Origin of the sequence: Blastomonas sp. SL216, from assembly GCA_026625625.1 — a bacterium.
Classification (GTDB): Bacteria; Pseudomonadota; Alphaproteobacteria; order Sphingomonadales; family Sphingomonadaceae; genus Blastomonas.
In genome coordinates this window covers 793948-815879 of record CP113055.1, presented here as the reverse complement: position 1 = coordinate 815879, position 21932 = coordinate 793948, and the positions used below count along the sequence as shown (strand labels likewise).

General features: G+C 63.8%; 20 protein-coding genes and 1 riboswitch. Of the genes, 6 read left to right on the top strand and 14 right to left on the bottom strand.

All coding sequences use genetic code 11. The features are described 5' to 3' along the window. Window positions 1-11: 11 nt before the first annotated feature. The 8 genes from gcvH to OU999_03815 all read right to left on the bottom strand — a co-directional run bounded on the left by gcvH (window position 12) and on the right by OU999_03815 (window position 7089). A complete protein-coding gene (gene gcvH, locus OU999_03850) occupies window positions 12-383 on the bottom strand; it encodes a glycine cleavage system protein GcvH (protein WAC24337.1) in 372 nt (123 codons plus the stop codon). Window positions 384-411: 28 nt separating this feature from the next. After that, entirely contained in the window at window positions 412-1545 is a 1134-nt protein-coding gene (gcvT, locus tag OU999_03845; protein ID WAC24336.1) for a glycine cleavage system aminomethyltransferase GcvT, read from the bottom strand. A 172-nt stretch (window positions 1546-1717) separates the two neighbouring features. Next, a riboswitch (glycine riboswitch) is annotated at window positions 1718-1810 on the bottom strand. Window positions 1811-1897: 87 nt separating this feature from the next. After that, window positions 1898-3067: a deoxyguanosinetriphosphate triphosphohydrolase gene (locus OU999_03840; protein WAC24335.1), complete on the bottom strand. Its 1170-nt coding sequence runs from the start codon at window positions 3065-3067 to the stop codon at window positions 1898-1900. Window positions 3068-3204: 137 nt separating this feature from the next. Further along, window positions 3205-3900: an amino acid racemase gene (locus tag OU999_03835; GenBank protein WAC24334.1), complete on the bottom strand. Its 696-nt coding sequence runs from the start codon at window positions 3898-3900 to the stop codon at window positions 3205-3207. A 5-nt stretch (window positions 3901-3905) separates the two neighbouring features. Then, window positions 3906-5450: an NAD(P)(+) transhydrogenase (Re/Si-specific) subunit beta gene (locus tag OU999_03830; protein WAC24333.1), complete on the bottom strand. Its 1545-nt coding sequence runs from the start codon at window positions 5448-5450 to the stop codon at window positions 3906-3908. Next, window positions 5450-5734: an NAD(P) transhydrogenase subunit alpha gene (locus OU999_03825; GenBank protein WAC24332.1), complete on the bottom strand. Its 285-nt coding sequence runs from the start codon at window positions 5732-5734 to the stop codon at window positions 5450-5452. Before OU999_03825 ends, OU999_03830 begins: the two co-directional genes overlap by 1 nt. A gap of 84 nt (window positions 5735-5818) precedes the next feature. Further along, the gene (locus tag OU999_03820) at window positions 5819-6946 is read right to left on the bottom strand and encodes an NAD(P) transhydrogenase subunit alpha (protein WAC24331.1); all 1128 of its coding nucleotides are present in this window, start codon (window positions 6944-6946) and stop codon (window positions 5819-5821) included. An 11-nt stretch (window positions 6947-6957) separates the two neighbouring features. Then, window positions 6958-7089, bottom strand: coding sequence for an aa3-type cytochrome c oxidase subunit IV (locus OU999_03815; GenBank protein WAC24330.1), 132 nt, complete (start codon window positions 7087-7089; stop codon window positions 6958-6960). Between the two features lie 165 nt (window positions 7090-7254). Here OU999_03815 and OU999_03810 point away from each other — a divergent pair, with 165 nt between their 5' ends. From OU999_03810 to OU999_03790, 5 genes are all read left to right on the top strand, one after another. Continuing rightward, window positions 7255-8691, top strand: a complete 1437-nt coding sequence (locus tag OU999_03810) for a sigma-54 dependent transcriptional regulator (protein WAC24329.1) — start codon at window positions 7255-7257, stop codon at window positions 8689-8691. Window positions 8692-8754: 63 nt separating this feature from the next. Beyond that, on the top strand, window positions 8755-10524 hold the full coding sequence (gene recQ / locus OU999_03805; GenBank protein ID WAC24328.1) for a DNA helicase RecQ: 1770 nt from the start codon (window positions 8755-8757) through the stop codon (window positions 10522-10524). Between the two features lie 64 nt (window positions 10525-10588). Beyond that, complete coding sequence (locus OU999_03800; GenBank protein WAC24327.1) at window positions 10589-11071, top strand: DUF1330 domain-containing protein; 483 nt, start codon at window positions 10589-10591, stop codon at window positions 11069-11071. A 32-nt stretch (window positions 11072-11103) separates the two neighbouring features. Next, window positions 11104-11688, top strand: a complete 585-nt coding sequence (locus OU999_03795; GenBank protein ID WAC24326.1) for a TetR/AcrR family transcriptional regulator — start codon at window positions 11104-11106, stop codon at window positions 11686-11688. After that, window positions 11685-12620, top strand: coding sequence for an SUMF1/EgtB/PvdO family nonheme iron enzyme (locus OU999_03790; protein WAC24325.1), 936 nt, complete (start codon window positions 11685-11687; stop codon window positions 12618-12620). Before OU999_03795 ends, OU999_03790 begins: the two co-directional genes overlap by 4 nt. Here OU999_03790 and OU999_03785 read toward each other — a convergent pair. From OU999_03785 to OU999_03760, 6 genes are all read right to left on the bottom strand, one after another. Beyond that, the gene (locus OU999_03785) at window positions 12577-12996 is read right to left on the bottom strand and encodes a hypothetical protein (GenBank protein WAC24324.1); all 420 of its coding nucleotides are present in this window, start codon (window positions 12994-12996) and stop codon (window positions 12577-12579) included. The genes OU999_03790 and OU999_03785 overlap by 44 nt on opposite strands. Next, window positions 12996-14657 carry a sulfatase gene (locus OU999_03780; GenBank protein ID WAC24323.1) on the bottom strand — a complete coding sequence of 554 codons (1662 nt, stop codon included), beginning with the start codon at window positions 14655-14657 and terminating at the stop codon, window positions 12996-12998. The genes OU999_03785 and OU999_03780 overlap by 1 nt, the downstream gene beginning before the upstream one ends. Next, on the bottom strand, window positions 14654-15682 hold the full coding sequence (locus tag OU999_03775; GenBank protein WAC24322.1) for a glutathione S-transferase family protein: 1029 nt from the start codon (window positions 15680-15682) through the stop codon (window positions 14654-14656). The genes OU999_03780 and OU999_03775 overlap by 4 nt, the downstream gene beginning before the upstream one ends. Window positions 15683-15734: 52 nt before the next feature. Beyond that, window positions 15735-17531 (bottom strand): arylsulfatase, encoded by a 1797-nt coding sequence (locus tag OU999_03770; protein WAC24321.1) that lies wholly within the window; start codon window positions 17529-17531, stop codon window positions 15735-15737. Between the two features lie 85 nt (window positions 17532-17616). Next, window positions 17617-18240, bottom strand: coding sequence for a YceI family protein (locus tag OU999_03765; protein ID WAC24320.1), 624 nt, complete (start codon window positions 18238-18240; stop codon window positions 17617-17619). A 65-nt stretch (window positions 18241-18305) separates the two neighbouring features. After that, complete coding sequence (locus OU999_03760) at window positions 18306-20918, bottom strand: EAL domain-containing protein (protein WAC24319.1); 2613 nt, start codon at window positions 20916-20918, stop codon at window positions 18306-18308. A gap of 148 nt (window positions 20919-21066) precedes the next feature. Between OU999_03760 and OU999_03755 the strand changes: the two genes are divergently transcribed. Continuing rightward, entirely contained in the window at window positions 21067-21924 is an 858-nt protein-coding gene (locus tag OU999_03755; GenBank protein WAC24318.1) for an oxygenase MpaB family protein, read from the top strand. Window positions 21925-21932 lie beyond the last annotated feature (8 nt).

Genomic DNA, 21932 nt, shown 5'->3' with positions numbered 1-21932 from the left:
ATTGTGAAGAATCAGAGACCTGCGACGAACTTCTTGTACGCAGCCTCATCCATCAGATTGTCGAGTTCGCCCGCATCGGTCAGTTCCAGCTTGAAGAACCAGCCATCGCCTTCGGGGTCCGAATTGACCAGGCCGGGTTCGTCGGCGAGCACGTCATTGCCTTCGACGATCGTGCCCGACACCGGGCTGTAGACATCGCTGGCAGCCTTGACCGATTCCACGACAGCGGCTTCATCGCCCTTGTCGAACTGCTTGCCTTCACCGGGCACGTCGACAAACACCACATCGCCCAGCTGCTGCTGTGCATATTCGGTGATGCCGACCGTGGCGATCTTGCCTTCGACTTCAACCCATTCATGTTCTTCGGTAAAATAGCGGCTCATGGTGTCACTCCATCGGAACGTGAGATAATCAGGCGGTTTTGGCGCGGTGGTAGCGGTGCGGGACGAACGGCATCGTCGTCACCTTGACCGGGATGCGCTTGCCGCGCACCTCGGCTTCCAGCGCAGTGTCGAGCGGGGCGAAGGCCGATTTGACCAGCGCCATCGCGATCGGCGCGCCCAGCGTGGGGGCAAAGCCGCCCGATGTCACCTTGCCGACCATGCGGTCACCGACATAGAGCTCTGCGCCTTCGCGCACGGGCTGGCGGCCCTCGACGGTCAGCGCGACGCGCTTGCGGTCGGTGCCTTCTTCCAGTTCTTCCAGAATGCGTTCAGCCCCGGCGAAGCCGCCCTCGGCGCGGCGGCGCTTGCTGATGGCGAAGGCGAGATCGCCCTCGACCGGGCTCACCGTTTCATCAAGGTCGTGCCCATAAAGCGGCAGGCCAGCTTCAAGCCGCAGCGAATCGCGGGCACCCAGGCCAATCGGCTTGACCATCTCGAGCGCGCACAACCGGTCCGCCAGTTCGGCGGCGTGATCGCAGTCCACGCTGATTTCAAAACCATCCTCGCCGGTATAGCCCGAGCGGCTGATCCACAGCGACATGCCGTCGAGCGTGAAGGCACCGGCCTGCATGAAATAGAGCGAGGCAACGTCCGGGATCAGGCTGGCCAGAGCCTCGCCCGCCCGGGGACCCTGCAGCGCGAACAGCGCGCGCTCATCCAGCAGGGTGATCACCACCTCGTCGGGGAAAGTCTCGCGCATATGCGCCAGATCGTCATATTTGCAGGCGCCATTGACGACCAGATACAGGTCGCGCTCGCGCCGGGTCACCATGAGGTCGTCGAGAATGCCGCCCTCATCGTTGAGCAGCACCGAATAGCGCATGCGGTTAACGCCAAGCTTCTGGATTTCACCCGGAACGATGGCTTCCAGCGCGACATCGGGCGCATCGCCGGTCAGCAGAACCTGGCCCATATGGCTGACATCGAACAGGCCTGCATGTTCGCGGGTCCACAGATGCTCGGCCATCACGCCTTCGTACTGAACGGGCATTTGGTATCCGGCAAACGACACCATGCGGCCGCCGCGCGCGCGGTGCCATGCGTCGAGCGGCAACAGCCGTTCGGCAACGCGTTCCATCATATCGGCAATTGAATCGGTCATTGGGGCACTCCGGCAAGGTGAGTCGGATCACCACGCATGGCCCACAAGGCCCTGCCCGGCTTCCAACCCCCTCTGTCACTTGAACCTGAGAGCTTTCATGGGCTGCGCTGAGCCTCCCATTTACCCCTTCGGTGGAGCGGCCTTTCGGGGCCACCCGCTTTCCAGAGCGCCGATCAACGACACGGTCCCGATGACCTGAGAGATTCCGGGGCGGTTGCTCCTTCGGTGGCGAAGGCTGGCCTCCGCACTCTCCCGTGTCGTCTCATGGGGATCGCTCCCCATCGACGGCTTGGGAATGGGCAATCGCATCGGGGCTGTCAATCAAATTGCGCTGCGCCGCACAATATCCTGTTCAAACGTGGCTGAGCCCCTCGGGCGCGTCGCCGAATATCTGGCGATGCTGCGACAGCGCGAACCGATCGGTCATGCCGGCCAGAAAATCGGCGATATGACGGCTCTTGTCAGGCTCATCTTGGGGCAGACGCGCGCGCCAATCGTCCGGCAGCAGCGAAGGATCATCGCGATAGGCGGCAAACAGCGCCGAGATCACCTGTCTGGCGAGCTCTGCCGCTTCCAGCTGGCGGGGATGATGATAGACCCGGGCGTACATGAACGCCTTGAGAGCGCGTTCCTGTTCGGCCATCGCCTCCGAGAAACCGGCGATCATCTGCCCCGCCGCGCGGACATCCTCGCCATCGCCGATCCCCAGCGCGGCGATTCGCGCCTGGGTCGCGGCGATGACGTCATTGACCATCAGGCCGATCTGGTCGCGCACGAACTCCGATTGCAGCCGAGCCTCGGGCACATCGGCAAAGCGCGTCCGGATGGCATCCCATTGCCGCGCCGCCGAGGGCAGAGTGAGCAGGTCGTCGAACGACAGGAAACCGGCGCGCAGGCCATCGTCAATGTCGTGATTGTCATAGGCGATGTCGTCCGCCACCGCCGCCACCTGCGCCTCGAGCGACGAAAAGCGCCGCAGGTCCAGGTCGAACCCGGCGTCGATTTCCGCCAGCGCCCAGGGGGCCTGCGTGACCGGGCCATTATGCTTGGCCAGGCCTTCGAGCACTTCCCAGCTGAGGTTGAGCCCCTGCCAGCGCGGATAGGGCGATTCGAGAACGTGCAGCGCGCGCAGCGTATGCGCGTTGTGATCGAACCCGCCCTGCCCCGTCATCGCCGCTTCCAGCGCATCCTCGCCCGCATGGCCAAAGGGCGGATGGCCGATATCGTGCGCCAGGCACAAGGCTTCGGTCAGATCCTCGTCCAGCCCCAGCGAACGGGCGATGGTGCGGCCGATCTGCGCCACCTCAAGGCTGTGGGTCAGGCGGACGCGGTAATGATCGCCATCGGGTGCGACGAAAACCTGCGTCTTGTGGCGCAGGCGGCGGAAGCTGATCGAATGGATGATCCGGTCGCGGTCGCGCTGGAATGCGCTGCGCGGACCGCGTGTCGGTGCCCCGCCCTCGGCATATTGCCGACCGCGCGAACGTGAGGGGTCACTGGCATAAGGCGCGCGGGGGTGCATGCTGATCGGAAGACTCCAAAAGCGCCGAATCGTTCTCCGGCGAAAGCCGGAGCCCAGGGGTCAGATTGTGCGAAATTATTCTGGATTCCGGCTTTCGCCGGAAAACAGGATTGCCCTCGCCTACATGGGTTAAAAGATCAAGCCTCGCCCAGGATCCAATTGACCGCGGCATGAGCGTGAATCTCGGTACCGTCGTAGATCGGCAGCACGTTCGCCTTGGTATCGACGATCATCTCCAGCTCGGTACAGCCGAGTACCACCGCCTGCACGTCTTCCTTGGCGATGTTGGTGAGGAAGGTCTTCATCGTCCGCTCGGATTCGCGCACGACCCGGCCTTCCATCAGCTCTTCGTAGATGATCCGGTCAATCTCCTCGACTCGCTCCATCTCGGGTGCGAGCAGGCCGATGCCATGCTTGACCAGCCGCTGGCGGTAGAAGCTTTCCAGCATCACATTGCGCGTACCGATGATCGCGGCGCGCTTGATGCCATCGGCCTGCATCTTCTCACCAACGCAGTCGGCGATATGGATGATCGGCACGCTGACCGCGCCCTGCACCCGGTCATAGACCTTGTGCATCGAATTGGCGCAGATCAGGATCGCGGTCGCGCCCGCCTGTTCCAGCGAGCGCGCGGCCGCCGTCAGCTTCTCGGCGGCATGGTCCCAGCCCTCTGCCGTGCGGATCTGCGCAAGATCGCAGAAGTTGAGGCTCTCGATAACGATCGGACCGCTGCACAGCGATCCGGCGCGCTTCTGCACCTCGCGATTGATCAGGCGGTAATAGGTTTCGGTCGAAACCCAGCTCATGCCACCGATCAGGCCAATCTTGCGCATCCGGCTTAGTGCCCCAGATTCTTGACGATATCTTCGACCATCTTCTTGGCGTCAGCGAGCAGCATCATCGTCTGATCCATGTAGAAGACATCGTTATCGACGCCGGCATAGCCGACACCGCCCATCGAGCGCTTGATGAAGAACACGGTCTTGGCCTTGTCCACATCGAACACCGGCATGCCATAGATCGGCGAGGACTTGTCGGTCTTCGCTGCCGGATTTACGACGTCGTTCGCACCGATGATGAACGCGACGTCGGTCTGCGCAAACTCGCTGTTGATGTCCTCGAGCTCGAACACCTCGTCATAGGGCACGTTTGCTTCGGCGAGCAGCACGTTCATGTGACCGGGCATGCGGCCTGCCACCGGGTGGATGGCGTATTTGACGCTGACGCCTTCCTTCTTGAGCATGTCACCCATTTCGCGCAGCGCGTGCTGCGCCTGGGCGACGGCCATGCCGTAGCCGGGAACGATGATCACGCTTTCGGCCTGCTTCATCATATAGGCTGCGTCTTCGGCGCTGCCGCGCTTCCACGGGCGATCGACCTTGGCCGCGCCATCGCCGCCGCCGCTCGCCTCTGCCCCGAAGCCGCCAGCGATCACCGAGATGAAGCTGCGGTTCATTGCCTTGCACATGATGTACGAAAGGATCGCGCCCGACGAGCCGACCAGCGCACCGGTGATGATCATCGCGGTGTTCGACAGGGTGAAGCCCATCGCTGCGGCGGCCCAGCCCGAATAGCTGTTGAGCATCGAGACGACGACCGGCATGTCCGCGCCGCCGATGGGAATGATCAGCAGGAAGCCGATGATGAACGACAGCAGGGTGATTGCCAGGAACAGCCAGCCTTCACCTGCGCCGCCCTCGGGCGATACGGTATAGGCCGCGATCATGCCGAGGATCGCGGCAAGCACGCCCAGGTTGATGACATGGCGGCCCGGCAGCATGATCGGCGCGCCCGACATGTTGCCGTTGAGCTTCAGGAACGCGATGACCGAACCGGAGAAGGTGATCGCACCGATGGCAACACCCAGGCCCATTTCGATACGGCTGACCATCAGGATCTGGCCGTTGGCATCGAGAATGCCGAACGCTTCAGGATTGAGCCATGCAGCGAGCGCCACCAGCACGGCGGCCAGGCCGACGAGCGAGTGGAAGGCCGCGACCAGCTGCGGCATGTCGGTCATCTTGATCTTGCGCGCGATCACGAACCCGGCGACGCCGCCGATCGCGATGGCGATCAGGATCTCGACGATATTGGCGATCTGATGCGTCAGCAGCGTGGTGATGACCGCGATGCCCATGCCGATCATGCCGAAGCGGTTGCCGCTGCGGCTCGTTTCCGGGCTGGAAAGGCCGCGCAACGCCAGGATGAAGAACACGCCCGCGACGAGATAGGCCAGTGAGACCCAGGGGCTTACTGGCGCGGCATCGCCGCCGGAGGCGAACGCAGGCACCGAGGTCAGCGCGCTGCACGCAGCGGCGGCGAAGGTCAGCGGATGCTGGCGGAAAGAATGGCGGTTGATGTTCATTGCTGCCCCCAGAGCCATCACTTGCGCTCCTTCTTCTTGTACATCGCAAGCATGCGCTCGGTGACGGCAAAACCGCCGAAGATGTTGACCGCGGCAAACACCACCGCGAGCAGCCCCAGATATTTCGCCACCGGCGACACAGCCTCGGCGCTGGCCACCAGCGCACCGACGATGATCACCGACGAGATCGCGTTGGTCACCGCCATCAGCGGCGTGTGCAGCGCGGGCGTCACCGACCAGACGACATAATAGCCCACGAAACAGGCCATCACGAAAATCGAGAGGATTGAGATGAAGTCCATCTTCACATTCTCCATTCGCCCCGCCAGATCGGCCTTGCCGTGCTGCGGGAGGGGTCCGGGCCAGGCCGGTCAGATGTTCGATTGTCAGGCCAGCAGCCTCTCGCTGACGACCTTGCCGCCCATGGTCACGCGGACGCCCTGGACGATTTCATCGTCATCGGGGAACACGGGCGCCTTGGCTTCCTTGTCCCAGAAGGCCGAGAAGAAGTTGAACAGGTTGCGCGCGAACAGCGCCGAGGCATCGGTGGCAAGCCGCGAGGGCACATTGCGATGGCCGACGATCTTGACGCCGTGCTTGACGACCACTTCGCCCGCGACCGCACCTTCGACATTGCCGCCCTGCTCCACCGCAAGATCGACGATGACGCTGCCCGGCTTCATGCTGGCAATCTGCGCGTCGGAAATCAGCCGCGGTGCAGGCCGTCCCGGGATCAGCGCGGTGGTGATCACGATATCCTGCTTGGCGATGTGCGAAGACACCAGTTCGGCCTGAGCCGCCTTGTATTCATCGGACATTTCGGTGGCATAGCCACCTGCGCCTTCACCTTCGATACCGGCGACATTCTCGACGAAGATCGGCTTGGCGCCCAGCGACTGGATCTGTTCCTTGGTCGCCGAACGCACGTCGGTGGCAGAAACCTGCGCGCCCAGACGGCGAGCCGTCGCGATCGCCTGCAAACCGGCCACGCCGACGCCCATGATGAACACCTTGGCGGCGGACACGGTGCCCGCGGCGGTCATCATCATCGGGAAGGCCTTGCCATATTCTGCAGCGCCATCGAGCACCGCCTTGTACCCGGCCAGGTTCGATTGCGAGGACAGGATGTCCATCGACTGGGCGCGGGTGATGCGCGGCATGAATTCCAGCGCCAAGGCCTGGAAGCCCGCAGCCGCATAGGCGTCGATGCGTGCGCGCTCGCCAAAGGGGTTCAGCGAGGCCGCGATCATCGCGCCGGGCTTTGCGCCTGCAAGGCTGGCAGGGTCGGGACCCTGGACGCCGAAAATGATGTCCGCATCGCCGAGAACATCGGCGCGCGAACCCACGCTGGCACCGGCAGCCGCGAAATCCGCGTCGGAGACCGACGCAAATTCGCCCGCACCGGCTTCCACCGCCACGGTCGCTCCCAATCCGATGAACTTCTTGACGGTTTCAGGGCTCGCCGAAACGCGCCGTTCGCCCGATGCCTGCTCCTTGAGGACCGCGATCTTCATGCCGCCGCCGGTCAGCTGGCGATGAGGACGACGACGAAGACCGTCACGAGCGATGCGACGATCGTTCCGGTCTTCAGCAGGCCCATGAACCCTTCATAGGTCTGGCGTGCATATTCGATGTTGTTGGACGTGTCGTTGGCCATGGTCAGAGCCTTCCCCGTTATTGGTGCCGAAGTTGATATCGGTTCGCCTTAACCGAATGCCGGGTGTCGCTCAATCCCGCAAGCTTCAAATCGCTAGGGAGCCGCCAAGCTTAACTTTATTAGCTTTAATCGGGTTTTTACCACATGCCGGTAGAAGCGCCTGTGATGGCCAAGGAACGCACAGACGCAGACCAGCAGATCCGCCGGGTGATGCTGATCGACAACGAACCGGCGCAATGCCGGCTTGTCGCCGCGCTCGCCGCAAAGGCGGGCTGGCGGACGGTGTTTGCGCACGATTCGGAGACCGCCATCGCCATGCTCGGCACGCAGGAAGGGATGATGCTCGATGCGATCATCCTCGACCAATGGGTGCCGGGCGACGAAGCAGCCGAATTGATCAAGGAACTCAAGGCGCGCCGCCCTGCCCTGCCCATCCTGATGCTGACCACCAGCACCTCGCCGCTGCTGGCGGTGGAAGCGATGCGCGCAGGTGCCACCGACTATCTCATCAAGCCGATCGCACCCGACCGGCTGGTGGCCGCGCTCAACGCCGCCGCGCGCAAGGACGATGCGGACGAGCTTCGCCCACTGACCGAGAAGATCGCAGCTCCGCTTGATTTCGACGAAATGATCGGATCGTCACCGCGTTTTCGTGCGGCTCTGGCGGTCGCCGCCAAGTCCGCGCGCACGCACTCCCCGGTGCTGATCGAAGGCGAAAGCGGCACGGGCAAGGAGATGATTGCACGCGCGATCCATGCATCAAGCCCGCGTGCCAAGCTGGCGCTGCGCCTGGTCACCTGTGCCGGGGCCTCGAGCGGCCAGATCGAATCGCAGCTGTTCGGGCATGAACGCGGCGCGTTTCCCGGGGCATTCGACCGGCATCTCGGCATCATCCAGCGGGTCGAGGGCGGCACGCTGTTCATCGACGAGGTCGATCAGCTCCCGCTCGAATCGCAGGCCAAGCTCGCCGATGCGATCCGTTCGGGCGAAGTGCGTCCGCTGGGCGCACGACACAGCTTCCGTTGCGACGTCCGCTTCATCTGCGCAAGCAACATGCCGCTCAAGCCGATGGTTGAAGAAGGCACGTTCCGCGAAGACCTGTATTTCGCCATCGCGCCCGTCCAGATCACCATCCCGGCGCTCCGCGACCGGTCGAGCGACATTCCCGCACTGGTCCGCCATTTCCTGGCGCGCATTGCCGAACAACCGGGCCTGCGCGGACTGGGCATTACGGACGAAGCACTGTCGCTGCTGTCGAGCTATGACTGGCCGGGCAATGTGCGCCAGCTGCAGAACGCCTTGTTCCGCGCAGCGATCTTCTGCGACGGCGATGCGCTGACCACCGCGGAATTTCCGCAGCTCACCAACATGCTGGGCGAGGAGGAGCCGCGCCGCGCCTCTGCCAGCCATGACGGCATCGGCATTACGCTCTACGCCGAAGACGGCAATCTGCGCCCCCTCGAAGAAATCGAGGCCGACGTGATCCGGCTGGCGATCGGCCATTATCGCGGTCGGATGACCGAAGTTGCGCGCCGTCTCGGCATCGGGCGCTCGACATTGTACCGCAAGCTGACCGAGCTGGGCATCGACAACGCGGCCTGATCGCGCGCTGGCGCGACCTTTTCCCCCTTCCCTGTATCGGCCCGCCCTCATAAGAGCGGGCGGATGACCCGCGCCCCGCTAGACGTCCTGCAGGAAACTTTCGGCTTTTCCGCCTTTCGCGGGGTGCAGGAGCAGGTGGTGAGCCGCGTGCTGGCGGGCCAGGATACGCTGGCGATCATGCCCACGGGGGCGGGCAAGTCGCTCTGCTACCAGCTCCCCGCCGTCGCGCTGGATGGGTGCTGTGTCGTCATCTCGCCGCTGATTGCGTTGATGCACGACCAGCTGCGCGCGGCGCAGGCGCTGGGCATCCGCGCGGCCAGCCTGACCTCGGTCGATGCCGACTGGCAGCAGACACAGGACCGCTTCCGTGCGGGCGAGCTCGACCTGCTCTATGTCGCACCCGAACGCGCAAGTTCGGAAGGCTTCCGCAGCCTCCTGTCCTGCGCGCCGATTGCCTTGTTCGCCATCGACGAGGCGCATTGCGTATCCGAATGGGGGCATGATTTCCGTCCGGATTACCGTCTGCTGCGGCCGCTGCTCGACAGCTATCCTAATTGTCCCCGGCTGGCGCTCACCGCCACCGCCGATGCGCATACGCGCGAGGATATTCTCAAGCAGCTCGGCATCACGCCCGAAGGCATGGTGATTGCCGGGTTCGACCGGCCCAATATCCGCTATTCCGTGCACCCGCGCGATGGGCTGGTGCGGCAGATCGGCGATCTCGTCGCCAGCAATCCGGGCCCCGGCATCGTCTATGCCCAGACCCGCGCCGGGACCGAGAAGCTTGCCGAGCAACTGGGCCGCGACGGACGCCGCCCGGTGCGCGCCTATCATGCCGGAATGCCGCCCGAGGAGCGGCGCACCAACCAGGATGCGTTCATCGCCAGCGAAGACATGGTGATGGTCGCCACCGTCGCGTTCGGCATGGGGATCGACAAGCCCGATGTGCGCTTTGTCGTCCATGCCGGGCTGCCCAAGTCGATCGAGGGCTATTATCAGGAATCGGGCCGCGCGGGCCGCGATGGCGAGCCTGCCGAGGCGCATCTGTTCTGGGCGGCTGACGATTTTGCGCGCGCGCGGATGCGGATTGCCGAAATCGAGGCCGAACGCCAGGCGGGCGAGCGTACCCGTATCTCCGCACTCGGCGCGCTGGTCGAAACCGGGGGTTGCCGGCGCGCGGTGCTGCTGCGCCATTTTGGCGAAACTCCGCCAGAGCAATGCGGCAATTGCGACAATTGTCTGAGCCCGCCCGACAGTGTCGACGCGACGCAGACCGCGCGCAAGCTGCTATCTGCCGTCTATCGCACCGGCCAGAGCTTTGGCCTTGGTCATGTCGAGGCGGTGCTGCGCGGCCAGAACACCGACAAGGTGCAGCAGCGCGGGCATGACCGGCTCTCCGTGTTTGGCATAATCGATGGCGAGGAAGCGCTGCTGATCAAGCCGGTCGCGCGGGCGCTGCAGGTGCGCGATGCGCTGGCGACCAACGAGCACGGCGGGCTGATGCTGGGTCCGGAAGCGCGCGCTATCTTGCGCGATGAGGTCCAGCTGCCCCTAGTCCTGCCGCCCAGGCGCGCGCGGCGCGGCAAGCGCGGCGGGGACGCTGCCAATCCGGTGAGCAATCCGCTGTTCGAGGCCTTGCGGGCCTGTCGCCGCGATCTGGCACAAGAGGCAGGCGTGCCGCCCTATGTCATATTCCACGACAGTACGCTGCGCGAGATGACCGAACGAATGCCGCAAAGCCTGGACGCCATGTCGCGCATATCGGGCATCGGCACGCGCAAGCTCGAGGCCTATGGCGAGGCGTTCCTGCGGGTACTTCAGGAACACGCCTGATATATTGACATCAAATGTGTCAATATATAGCCTCCCGCGCAGAACAAAGCCGAGAGGATGACCGATGCCGCAGCCCTTCACCGTGTTGAACGAAGTCTTTCCGGGCAATCCCGAGACGCTGGCGGGCATGATGCAGCCCGGGCCCGACGGCCCGATCTTCATGATCAACCTGCTCAAGTTCAAGGACAAGGCGGTCTATGAGGATGGCCGCGAAACCGATCTGACCGGGCGCGAGGCCTATATGATCTATGGCCGCGCGGTATCGAAGCTGCTGCCCAATTTCGGCGGCGTTGCCATGTTCGTGGCCGATGTCACCTTCCTGTCGCTCGGCCAGGTCGGCGAGCTGTGGGACGAGGTTGCGATCGGCGTCTACCCCAAGCGCGCCGATATGGTGCGCATGTCGATGTCCGATGAATGGCGCGAGATCGCCGTGCATCGCAGCGCCGGGCTGGATGGGCAGCTCAACATCGAATCCGTGCTGTCCGAGGAAGGCCGGAACATGCCCTGGATGCAGCAGATCCTGTCCTTGGTCGGCGCCAAGGGGTGACATAGGCCCATGTTGGGGATATGCCGTTTTACATGAATCAGACACCCCCAATCCGCCATCCCGATGGACGCAAGCAACGTAGTGAACGCAGCCGTCAGGCGATTGTCGATGCCATGCTCGAGATCATCATGGGCGGCAAGATGGAGCCCAGCGCTGCCGAAATCGCCGAAAAGGCCGGGGTCAGCGCGCGCACCGTTTTTCGCCATTTCGAGGAAATGGACAGCCTTTACAGCGAGATGACCGAACGGATGGAAGCGGAGATCATGCCTATCATCCAGCAGCCGTTCACCGGCGAAGGCTGGCGCGCACAGCTGGACCAATTGCTCGAACGGCGCGCGATGATCTATGAGCGCATCATGCCGCTGAAGATCGCGGCCAGCATCCGCCGGTTCAGTTCGGACTATCTGATGCTCAACTATGAACGGTTCGTCCATCTTGAACGCACCGGGCTGGAAGGCGTGCTTCCTGACGCCGTCCGCAAGGATGCGACCCGGTTTTCCGCCGTGGAAATGTGCGCGGGCTTCCAGACCTGGCGGCGGTTGCGCCAGGACCAGGGGCTGACCACCAGACAGGCTGCCGATGTGGTGCATCTGACGATTTCGAGGTTGGTGGATTGATCCTGCTGCGCGGGTTGTTGCTGACAGGGAGCATTCTCGCGCTCGCAGCCTGCAGCGCAGGGCCGGACGCCGCGCCCGAGCCGCAGCAGGCCTCACAGCGCGAATGCCCCGCCGACATGTTCCGTGAAGGCCAGTTCGTCACGCTGGCTGCAGGTTCCTATATCAAGGGTGCCGATCCTCTCTATCCCGAAGAGCGTCCGTCGATCCGGCTTCGGGTCGAGGGTTTCGCCATCCAGGCGCATGAGGTGACCAACGATCAGTTCGCCGCCTTCGTCAAGGCGACCGGATATGTCACCCAGGCCGAGAAGGCAGCCTCATCCGGCGATCCGGCTGCAGGATCGGCGGTGTTCGCGCGCGACAAGGCGGGGCGGAATGGCCGGTGGGTGCTGCGCAGAGGCGCGACCTGGCTTGCGCCCGAGGGGCCTGGCTCGACCATCCGGGACAAGGGTCGCCATCCGGTTGTGCATGTGACGCTCGCCGATGCACGCGCCTATGCCAAATGGGCCGGCGGGCGGCTGCCGAGCGAGGAGGAATGGGAATATGCCGCGAGCAGCGGCCTTCCCGATCCTGCAAACCGCTTTTCGGGCGCCATCGACGATAACGGCAATCCACGCGCCAACCACTGGCAGGGCGTGTTCCCCGCCAAGGATGAGGGCAAGGACGGCTTTTCCGGCACCGCGCCTGCCAGCTGTTTCCCCGCAGACCGCAACGGCGTGCACGACCTGATCGGCAATGTCTGGGAATGGACCGACAGCCCGGCGGATGATCGGCACATGATCATCAAGGGCGGAAGCTGGCTGTGCGCCGCGAATTTCTGCGCGCGCTATCGCGCCGCAGCGCGTCAGCCGCAGGAAACCGACTTTTCGTCAAACCATATCGGCTTCCGCATCATCCGCGACGCCGCAGCGCCAGCACCAGGAACAGCGCGATAAGCGGGATCGCCACCAGCACCGCATAATTTTCCGGCGGGTGGTGCGGCAAGGCCTTGAGCACCCAGAAATTGAGCGCATGCAGCGTCCGCTCGGCCAGCATCAGCGCGAGTGCCAGCGGCACCAGCGCACGGTAGCGCAGAGCGACGGCCAGCATCATCAGCCCCCAGACCATCTGGGTCGCGCCCGCCCAGGCGAACATCGCCACCGTCCGCTCGCCACCGCGCGCCAGATCGATCCCGGCAATCACCCCTGCCCCGCCATCGGGCAGAAACACATGGATCGTGCCGGGGATCAGCGTGAGCAGGCCGCAAACAGCCAGGAAACGCGATGGTGCCGACGGGGGCACCGGTTCCAGCCGGGGCAGCAGCTCAGCCATCAATTGGGCCAGTAGATCAGGGCATCGCCCTTCTTGAACTTTACGCCCAGGGGCTTGTCGATTGCGACAGGCGCTTCGATCGTGTGCGGATAGAGCGGCTTGCGTGCGCTTTTCTGATGCTTGTCGAGCAACGCCTTGAGCTCGGCGACCTTGGCCGGGTTGGCCGCTGCAAGATCACGCTTCTCGGTGGGATCGTCCTTCAGGTTGAACAGCCAGGTCTTGCGCGGCCGTTCGGTGACCTGCAGCTTCCAGTCCCCCTGGCGAACCACGCGATAATAGGCGCTCTGCCAGAAGATCGCGTCATCGGTGCGCTTGCCAACAGGATTGGCGGGATCATCGCCCAGCAGGTTGACGCCATCCACCTGCAATCCTGCGGGCAATGTCACACCGCCAGCCCTGGCGAAGGTCGGCATCAGGTCGATATGCGCAACGGGGGTTTCCACCTTGGTCCCCGGTTTGATCCGGCCGGGCCAGCGCACGAACATCGGCACGCGGATGCCGCCTTCAAACAAAGTCAGCTTCCAGCCGCGATAGGGGGCATTGACCTGAGGCAGTCCGATATAGCCCGCGCCGCCATTGTCGCTGGAAAACACGATGATGGTGTTGTCATCCAGCCCCTGATCCTTGAGCGACTGCATGATCCGCCCGACCGAGCGGTCGAGTGCGCGGACCATGGCGGCATAGACGCGCAGCCGATGCGGCTTGATGTCGCCGACCGCGTCATAATCCGCCCTGGTCGCCTGAAGCGGCGTGTGCACATTCCAGTGCGCGAGATAGAGGAAGAACGGACGGTTGCGGTTCGCCTCGATCACCTTGATCGCCTCGTCGGTCCAGTAATCGGCCAGATAGCCGCCTGGCTTGAACCATTTCCCGCCATTATAGCTGGTGGCAAACTGCATCCGCGCCCAGAGGAACTTGTCGATCGGATCGAAATCGACCTTGGCGTTGACGACATTGGGATCGTCCTCGGGCAGGTGCATCGCGCTCGCCATCAACAGGCTTTCGTCAAAGCCTTGCGCATTGGCGCTGAATTCCGGACCATCGCCCAGATGCCATTTGCCGATATGCACACTGTGATAGCCCGCCGGTTTCAGTATCTCGGCGATGGTCTGCTCGCTTCCGGGCAGGCCCTGGCCGTCGAAGTCGGGCGAACCTTCCACTGCGGAATCGAGATAGGTCACTGGCGGCAAGCCCGAGTCCATCTCGTCCGACAAGGCCTTGACGATCCGGCCCATGCCATCGGGCGTGGGCGTGAATTCAAATCCGGTGCGGGTGGGGTAACGCCCGGTCAGGATCATCGCGCGCGACGGCGCACAGCTCGCGGTTCCGGCATAGGCCTGCGAATAGATCGCGCCTTCGGCTGCCAGGCGGTCGATATTGGGCGTCGGAACCTTTCCACCCGCCACACCACCACCAAAGGTCGAGATGTCGTTGATGCCAAGGTCATCAGCGAGGATGAACACGATGTTCGGCGGACGCTTGTCGGCGGGCAAAGCTGCCGTGTCAGGCCCCTTCTGCCAGACGACCGGCTGATTGGGGCCGATCTCGTGCTTGCCCATATGCGAGGCGGCAAACAGCAAGACCTTGCTCTTGTTGAACCAGGCCCAGGTGCCACCGGCAACCACGACCAGCAACAGGCCAAGCAATAGGCGGCGGATCATGCCACAGCCTCTTCGGCAAAGATGGCCTCGCATCCGGTCCCGGCCATCAACCGATCGAGCCCTGCTCTGGCATCGGCGGACAAGGCCGCTCGCGCCGCGCGCAGCGTGACCAGGCATTTGGCCTGATAGGGGAAGACCGGCTGCGTCCAGCGCTTGCCGTCAATCTCGGTTTCGAAATCGCTCTGGCCTGCGGCTGCGGCGCGCGCATTGGCGATCAGGAACGGCGCATAGACCCGTCCGATCTCGGTCAGCAGTTCGCCCAGATGATCATGCAGCGCATCATGGTCCAGCCAGTCGCCATCGGGCAGCCCCGATAGATCCTCCACCCGGTCGAGCCAGGCGCGAAGCCGCGGCGCGCTCTTCGCCATGATCGCAGCGGGCGTCGGATCGACAATGCCAAGCTGGGTCAGCTGGCCATAGATCGCAAAATCGGCCGCTGAAGGCCGTGTGCCAAGCACGAAACCGGTGCGCGCCAGAGCGCGATCGAGAATGCCGATCAGCCGCTGATAGCTCGCCTCGATGATCGGGGCGGTGATGTCGTTCGATCCGACGACATACAGGCGATCGATCTGCCGCCGGGCAAAACCATCCGCCATCTGCTGTGCCACTTCGTCGGGATAGGTCGGGCTTTGCCAGAAGATCAGCAGCGGCCCGGCATTGGCCGCGTCAGCCGCATAATGCCAGCGATAGTGGAACATCATCTTGGTCATCCACTCATCGGCAAAATCCTCGATCAGCAGATCCAGAAAGCCAAGCAGCTCATCATCGGGCAGCACCGACCGGCCCGGAAAGTCGGCTTCCAGCCGACGGATGATCGGAGTGGAATCGACCGCTGCCTCGCGGGCATCGCTCTCGCCGAAATAGAAGGTCGGCAGCAGCTTGACCTTGGGGACCGGATATCTGGCGGGCGGTTGCATATGGCTGCCCCAGATCATCCGGTGGGCAATGCCGCGATAGCGCAGCAGCGCGAGCATCTTGCGCGTATAGGGCGAACCTGGCGCCCCGAGCAGTTCGACAGCCTGCATTCTCTCCTCCGCATGTTTTATTGACACAGGCTATGTCAATATGCGGATGGGGTCAAGCCGGACGCAGGCGTCCCCTGCGCCGCACCAGACGCACCAGGCCGTAAAGCAGCGCCACAAGGAACACCCCCGCGACCAGCAGCACCCACCAATAGCGCGCGGCCATCTTGCGCACGGTGTTCTTGGCGATCTGGACGGTCGAGTCATAGCCATCGGGCATTTCCAGCACGCCGTTGCGCTTGGCATAGGCGCGATAGTCGGCCATCAGCTCGCGGAATTTCGCCGGCTCGGCCTTGCTCAGATCGCGCGTCTCGCTAGGATCGGTGGCGATATCGAACAGCCGCCAGACGCCATCGCCATAAGGCTTGAGGTTGCGCACCAGCTTGTAGCTGCCCTTGAACAGCGCCGCATTGCCCGACACCTCGAAGCCGGTCGCCACCTCGGGGGACCGCACCGTCTCGCTCTGCCCGGTCAGCAGCGGCACCAGCGACCGGCCGTCAAACGCATCGGCATCGGCCTGCCCTCCGGCCAGCGCGAACAGTGTCGGCGCGATATCGGTGACCGTCGCCATCGCCATGCTTGGTGGAGCAGGCGCTATTCCGGGGCCCGCCATCACCATCGGCACGTGCAGGCCGCCTTCGCTCGCATAGAATTTGAACAGCGCGCCAGGCGAGGCTGCGGCATTGGCGAATTCCGGTCCGATAAACGCATAGGTGCCCTTCCCGCCCCAATTGTCCGCCGAAACGCTGTAGCCGTTATTGTCGAGCCACCATTGCATGGTGCGCGATGTCGCCAGCGGATTGCTGGGCTCTGGCCCATTGTCCGATGTGAAGACGAACACCGTATTGTCATACTGGCCGGTGCGCTTGAGATGATCGACCAGCCGCCCGATATGATGATCCATCGCCTCGATCATGCCCGCATTGATCGCCATGTGCCGCGCGAAAAGCGCCTGTTCCTCGGGCGGCAAGCTCTCCCAGCGGCGCGCGCCCTTGGGCGGATCGGCCAGCGGCGCGCCCTCGGGGATCAACCCGCTTGCCTGCGCCCGCTGCCAGCGCGCCTTGCGCATCGCTGCCCAGCCTTCGCGATAGCTATCCTTGTATTTGCGGGTGAATTCCGGAGGGGCCTGAACCGGGATATGGATCGCCTGGAAGCCGATATAGGCGAAGAACGGCTTTTGCGGATCGTCCTTGCCCAGATAGTCGATCATCTGGTCGACCAGAAACCGGGAGGAATAGAAATCCTTGGGCAGTGTCGCAGGCTTGCCATCCTCGAACCACGGCGCCGTGGCATAATAGGGCATATAGGATTTCTGTTCCCAATTGTCCGCGCCCGAGGCGTCGAGCACGAAGGACCGATCGAAGCCATGGGCATTGGGCAGATCCCCGGCGTCATGGCCAAGATGCCATTTGCCGGTCATATAGGTGCGATAGCCGCGCTGCTTCAGGCGGGCCGATATCGTTGTGACACCGGGCTCGAAGCGCAGCGTATAGCCCTTCTTGCCGACATGCTCTTTAGGGATCACTTCGGGAATGGTGGAAACGCCGGTGCGGTGATTGTCCAGCCCGGTGAGCAGCATCGCGCGCGACGGCGAGCAGAGCGGCGAGCTGTAATAGCGGCCGAACATCCGCCCGCGCCGCGCCAGCGCGTCGATATGGGGCGTGCGTGCCTCGCCGCCATAAATGCCAAGATCCATCAGCGCCAGATCGTCGGCCAGCAGCACCACGAAATTGGGCGCGCGGGTGGGTGCGGGCGCTGGCGCTGCGACGGGCTGCGGCGGCACAGCTGGCGGCGCGGCGGCCGCCAGGGTCAGCGCCGCACCGATCGCCGCGAGGAACTTTGTCCCGGCCATGCATCCTCCCGCATCAGATGGTCCCAACCACCTTTTGGCAGAGGCTATGACAGATGATCACGCGACGCAAGCCGCGCGTTGCGCGTCAGGTCTTGGGCTTGAACACCAGCGAAGCGGTCACCGGCACCGCGGTGCTGATCGCGGGCAGCTTGGCGACTTCCTGCAGCTTGCCGACGCCTGCCTCTAGCCCGACGGCCGACGCATCGATGATCAGCGGCTTGGCGGTTTCGACCAGCACCGAATCGCCCGCCAGGCGCGTCACGGTCAGCGCCGCCTCGATGCTGTTGGTGGTGCCATGCAGGTCCAGAGTCACCGGTACCGTCATCGTCTTGCGCTCGCCGGGCTTGAGCGCCTTGATCGCGTTGGGATCGATCTTGGCGGTCAGCTTGGCTTGCGGAAAACTGGCGACCTCAAACAGCATGTCGCGCATGCGCTGGTTGCGCACATCGATGCCGGTATCGACGCTGGCCAGATCGATCGCCACGCCAACGGTGCCATCGGGCTCGACCGCGCCCGAGAGCTTCTTGAAGCTGTGCGCCTCACCGACATTGCCGGCCTTGACCGAAACAAAGCCCACATTCGATTGGTCCGCCGACAATTGCCAGGCACCTTCGGGCAGCGGGGCCTCGGCGGCCTTGTCGCCCGCAGAACAGGCAGCGAGCGCAAGAGCAAGCGACAGCGCGGAAACGGGAAGAAGCGAACGGATCATGAAGCAGACTCCAGCCAGGGCTTGAACGTGCGTTCTTAGCCCTCTCGGCGCGCACTGTCACCCGGTCAGGCGCGCATCTGCTCGGGATAGCCGGTTGCGATCTGCGGCGGGCTGGACTGGCGGAAGCGTTCCAGGCTGATCGGCACGATGAACTGCAGGCCGCAGCGATCCTCGACGGACCAGCGCGCCACGGCCCGCACCTTCATGTTCGCACCCAGCGCCACATCGAACTCGGTGCCCGCAGGCACATCCCACAGCCCTTCGATCAGCGCGCCACCGGGCGAAATGTTCTTGATCCGCGCAGGGTAGCAATAGCCGTCATGGTGGATGCCGATGGTCCGCAGCACCTTGTAGCGGGTTTCGCGGCTGCGCTGATGACCGATCGGCTCGACATGGCTGTCCAGCCCTGCCAGCCGCTCGGTGGCCTCGACCAGGCCCACCGGCTTGCCATAGATATAGCCCTGGACATGGCTGCACCCCAGCGAGCGGATCAGTTCGAGCTCGTCGATCGTCTCCGCGCCCTCCGCGGTGGTTTCCATGTTCAATGCCTCGGCCAGCGAGACGATCGAGCGGATGATGGCGCTGTTGGCGCTTCCCGATTGCGCAGCACCGCGCACGAAGCTCTGGTCGATCTTGATCTTGTCGAACGGCGCGCTGCGCAGATAACCCAGCGCCGAATAGCCGGTGCCGAAATCGTCGAGCGCCAGGCGGACCCCGATGCCCTTGAGTCGCTCGAAGATGCGCGTGGCGTCGAGCTTGTCGTCCAGAAACACGCTTTCGGTGATTTCCAGTTCCAGCCGCTCGGGCTCCAGCCCGCTCTGCGCGAGCGCGTTGAGCACGATCGACGGAAAAGCCGGGTCTGCAAACTGCATCGGCGAGACGTTGACGGCGATGCGGACCTGCTTGGGCCAGTTGGCGGCATCCGCACAGGCGGTTCGCAGCACCCATTCGCCCAGCTGCATGATCAGGCCCGATTCCTCGGCGATCGGGACGAAGGCTCCGGGGCTGATCGGCCCGCGCACCGGGTGGTTCCAGCGTGCCAGCGCCTCGAAGCCGCTGATCGTTTCGGTCGCAACATTGACCACCGGCTGATAGGCGATGCTCATGCCGCCTGCCTGCAGCGCGGCGCGCAGTTCGCCTTCGAGCGCGCGGCGTTCATGCGCGACCTTGTGCATGTCCTCGCTGTAGAACTTCCAGATGCCGCGGCCGTTTTCCTTGGCGGAGTACAGCGCGAGATCGGCATTGCGGATCAGCGTTTCCGCACCGGGGTGCTGGCGTCCATCGGCAATGGCAATGCCCACCGATGCGCCGATGACGATCTGGTTGCCTTCGACCATATACGGATGGCTGAGGTTGATGATCACCGAGCGGGCGATATCGGCCAACCGATCCTCGCTGATGATGCCGGGCAGCACCACCTGAAATTCGTCGCCGCCGAGCCGTCCAACCTCGCCGCTATCGCCGATGGTCCGCTTCAGACGCTCCGACACCTGCTTGAGCAGCGCATCGCCAATGGGATGGCCAAGCGTGTCGTTGACCTGCTTGAACCGGTCGAGATCGAGCAGGAACAGCGCGCAAGGGCTGGGCTCTCCGCGATGACCGGTCAGCGCCTTTTCGAACAGTTCCTTGATGTACAGGCGGTTGGCCAGCCCCGTCAGATTGTCATAGCGCGCAAGCTGGGTGACCGCCTCGTGCGAGCGCTTGACCTCGGTCAGGTCGGTACCATGGCCGCGAAAGCCCACGAACTGGCCGAACTCGTTGTAGAATGGAGCGCCGGACAGCGACCAGGCACGCTCTTCCTCGGACTGCGCGACGCGCACCGCCAGATCGCTAAAGGCTGTACGCGCCGAGAAATGGAAGTTGAACGTCCGCTCGCTGCCGCCGCCTTCCGATCCCGGAGAGCAGATCACCGAGCTCAGTGGTTGGCCGATGATGGTCGCAGGATCAGCCTCGATCGCAATCACTGCCTCTGCGCTGATATACACGATGCGGCCGTGCCGATCGGTTTCCCAGAACCAGCCCCGCCCGGACTTTTCATAATCGGTCAGCAGGCAGCGCGCGCGCTCATGGTTGAGCTTCTGCTGGTCCAGCGCGGCTTCTTGCTCGCGATCATCCTTGCTGCGGATCAGCGCGATCATCAGCATCGCGGGCAGGAACACCAGGGTGCCCAGCGCGAAGCGAAGGTCCCAGGCCGCCAGCAGTACGCCCAGGCCGGTTGCCATGCACGCAAGGAACATCAGCATCCGGTGCGGCGCCAGCACGGCCATGGTCGGGAGCAGCGCGCCAAGCAGCGCCATCATCCCGATCAGGATGCTCGCTTCTGAACTGTCGGAAACAAGGCTGACAACGGCGAAGGAAAAGCACACGGTCGACACGCACACGATAGCCGAGAGCATGGTCGGAAAGCTGTCGCCCAGCGCCTTGCGGAAGGCATCGCTGCGCCCGGGCAGAAAGATAGCAAGATCGATGACGACAGAGAGCGATGCCGCCACCATGAAAGGCAGTGTCAGAATAGCCGCGGCAAAGCCGGTCGCCCCTGCAGCAAGCAACATGGCAACCGCACGCACGCCCATGACCACCGGCCACAGGGCGCAAATGGCCAGCAGCGACCGCGCGGACAAGAGACCGGCGGTGCCTGAATCCCCGACTGCCAGTTCTGATTGCTTCTGTCCGAACATCGCTACAGCCATAGATATGCGCGATTAGCAAAGCGTTACCAACACCCTCAGGACGGGGTCAAACCGGTGTAAAATCAAGGATGTTGCCGTCGCGGGAAAGAAGCAGCGAGGCGTTGGCAAAAGGCGCGTGCGGGCCCATATTGAACCCATGCCAAGCCTGCGCGATTCCATCGGAACCGAAATCCGCCGCATCTTTGCGGAACCGGGCGGGCAGGTCATCGAAATATCAAGGCAGGACAATGGCTTGTTCGGGCCGCAATCGGTCTGCTGGCAGGTCCATGGCGATGTCACGCCGATGATGATCGGCGGCATCGCCTCGTTGCTGCTGCAGATGCTCGACCCACGGGTGCTCGCGGGCGTATGGGATCATTCGGTCTTCCGCCAGGACATGCGCGGACGCCTGCGCCGCACGGCGGCTTTCCTTGCCCGCACCACCTATGGCGACCGGGAGCAAGCGCTGGGCGAGATCGCGCGGATCCGGCGTATCCATGATCATGTGCGTGGGACCCTTCCCGATGGCACGCCCTATTTCGCCAATGATCCGGAATCGCTGGCCTGGGTGCATGTGACCGAGAGCCTCTGCTTCCTCGAGGCTTTCATTCGCTATCGCAAGCCGCATATGGGCATGCGCGAGCGTGACCGCTATTTCGCTGAAATGGCGCAAATGGGCCGTCTACTCGGCGCTGATCCCGTACCGATGAGCTATCGCGAGGCCCAGCAGATGGTCCGCAAGGCCAGGCCTCGTCTGCGTTTCGACGAGCGGACGCGCGAGATTGCCGATCTGTTGCTGCATCAGCCTGCAGCCACGCCACGGCTTGCGCCATTCCACCACATGACCATGCAGGCGGGCGTCGATCTGTTGCCGCGCTGGGCGCGATCCATGCATGGGCTGTCGATCTCGCTGCCCGCGCGGCTGGCGGTGCGAGGCGGAACGACAGGCATGGCCGCGATCACCCGCTGGGCGCTGGCTCAGGGCAGCACGGTGCGCGGCGCCAGCAGCGCCTGAAAGCCCCG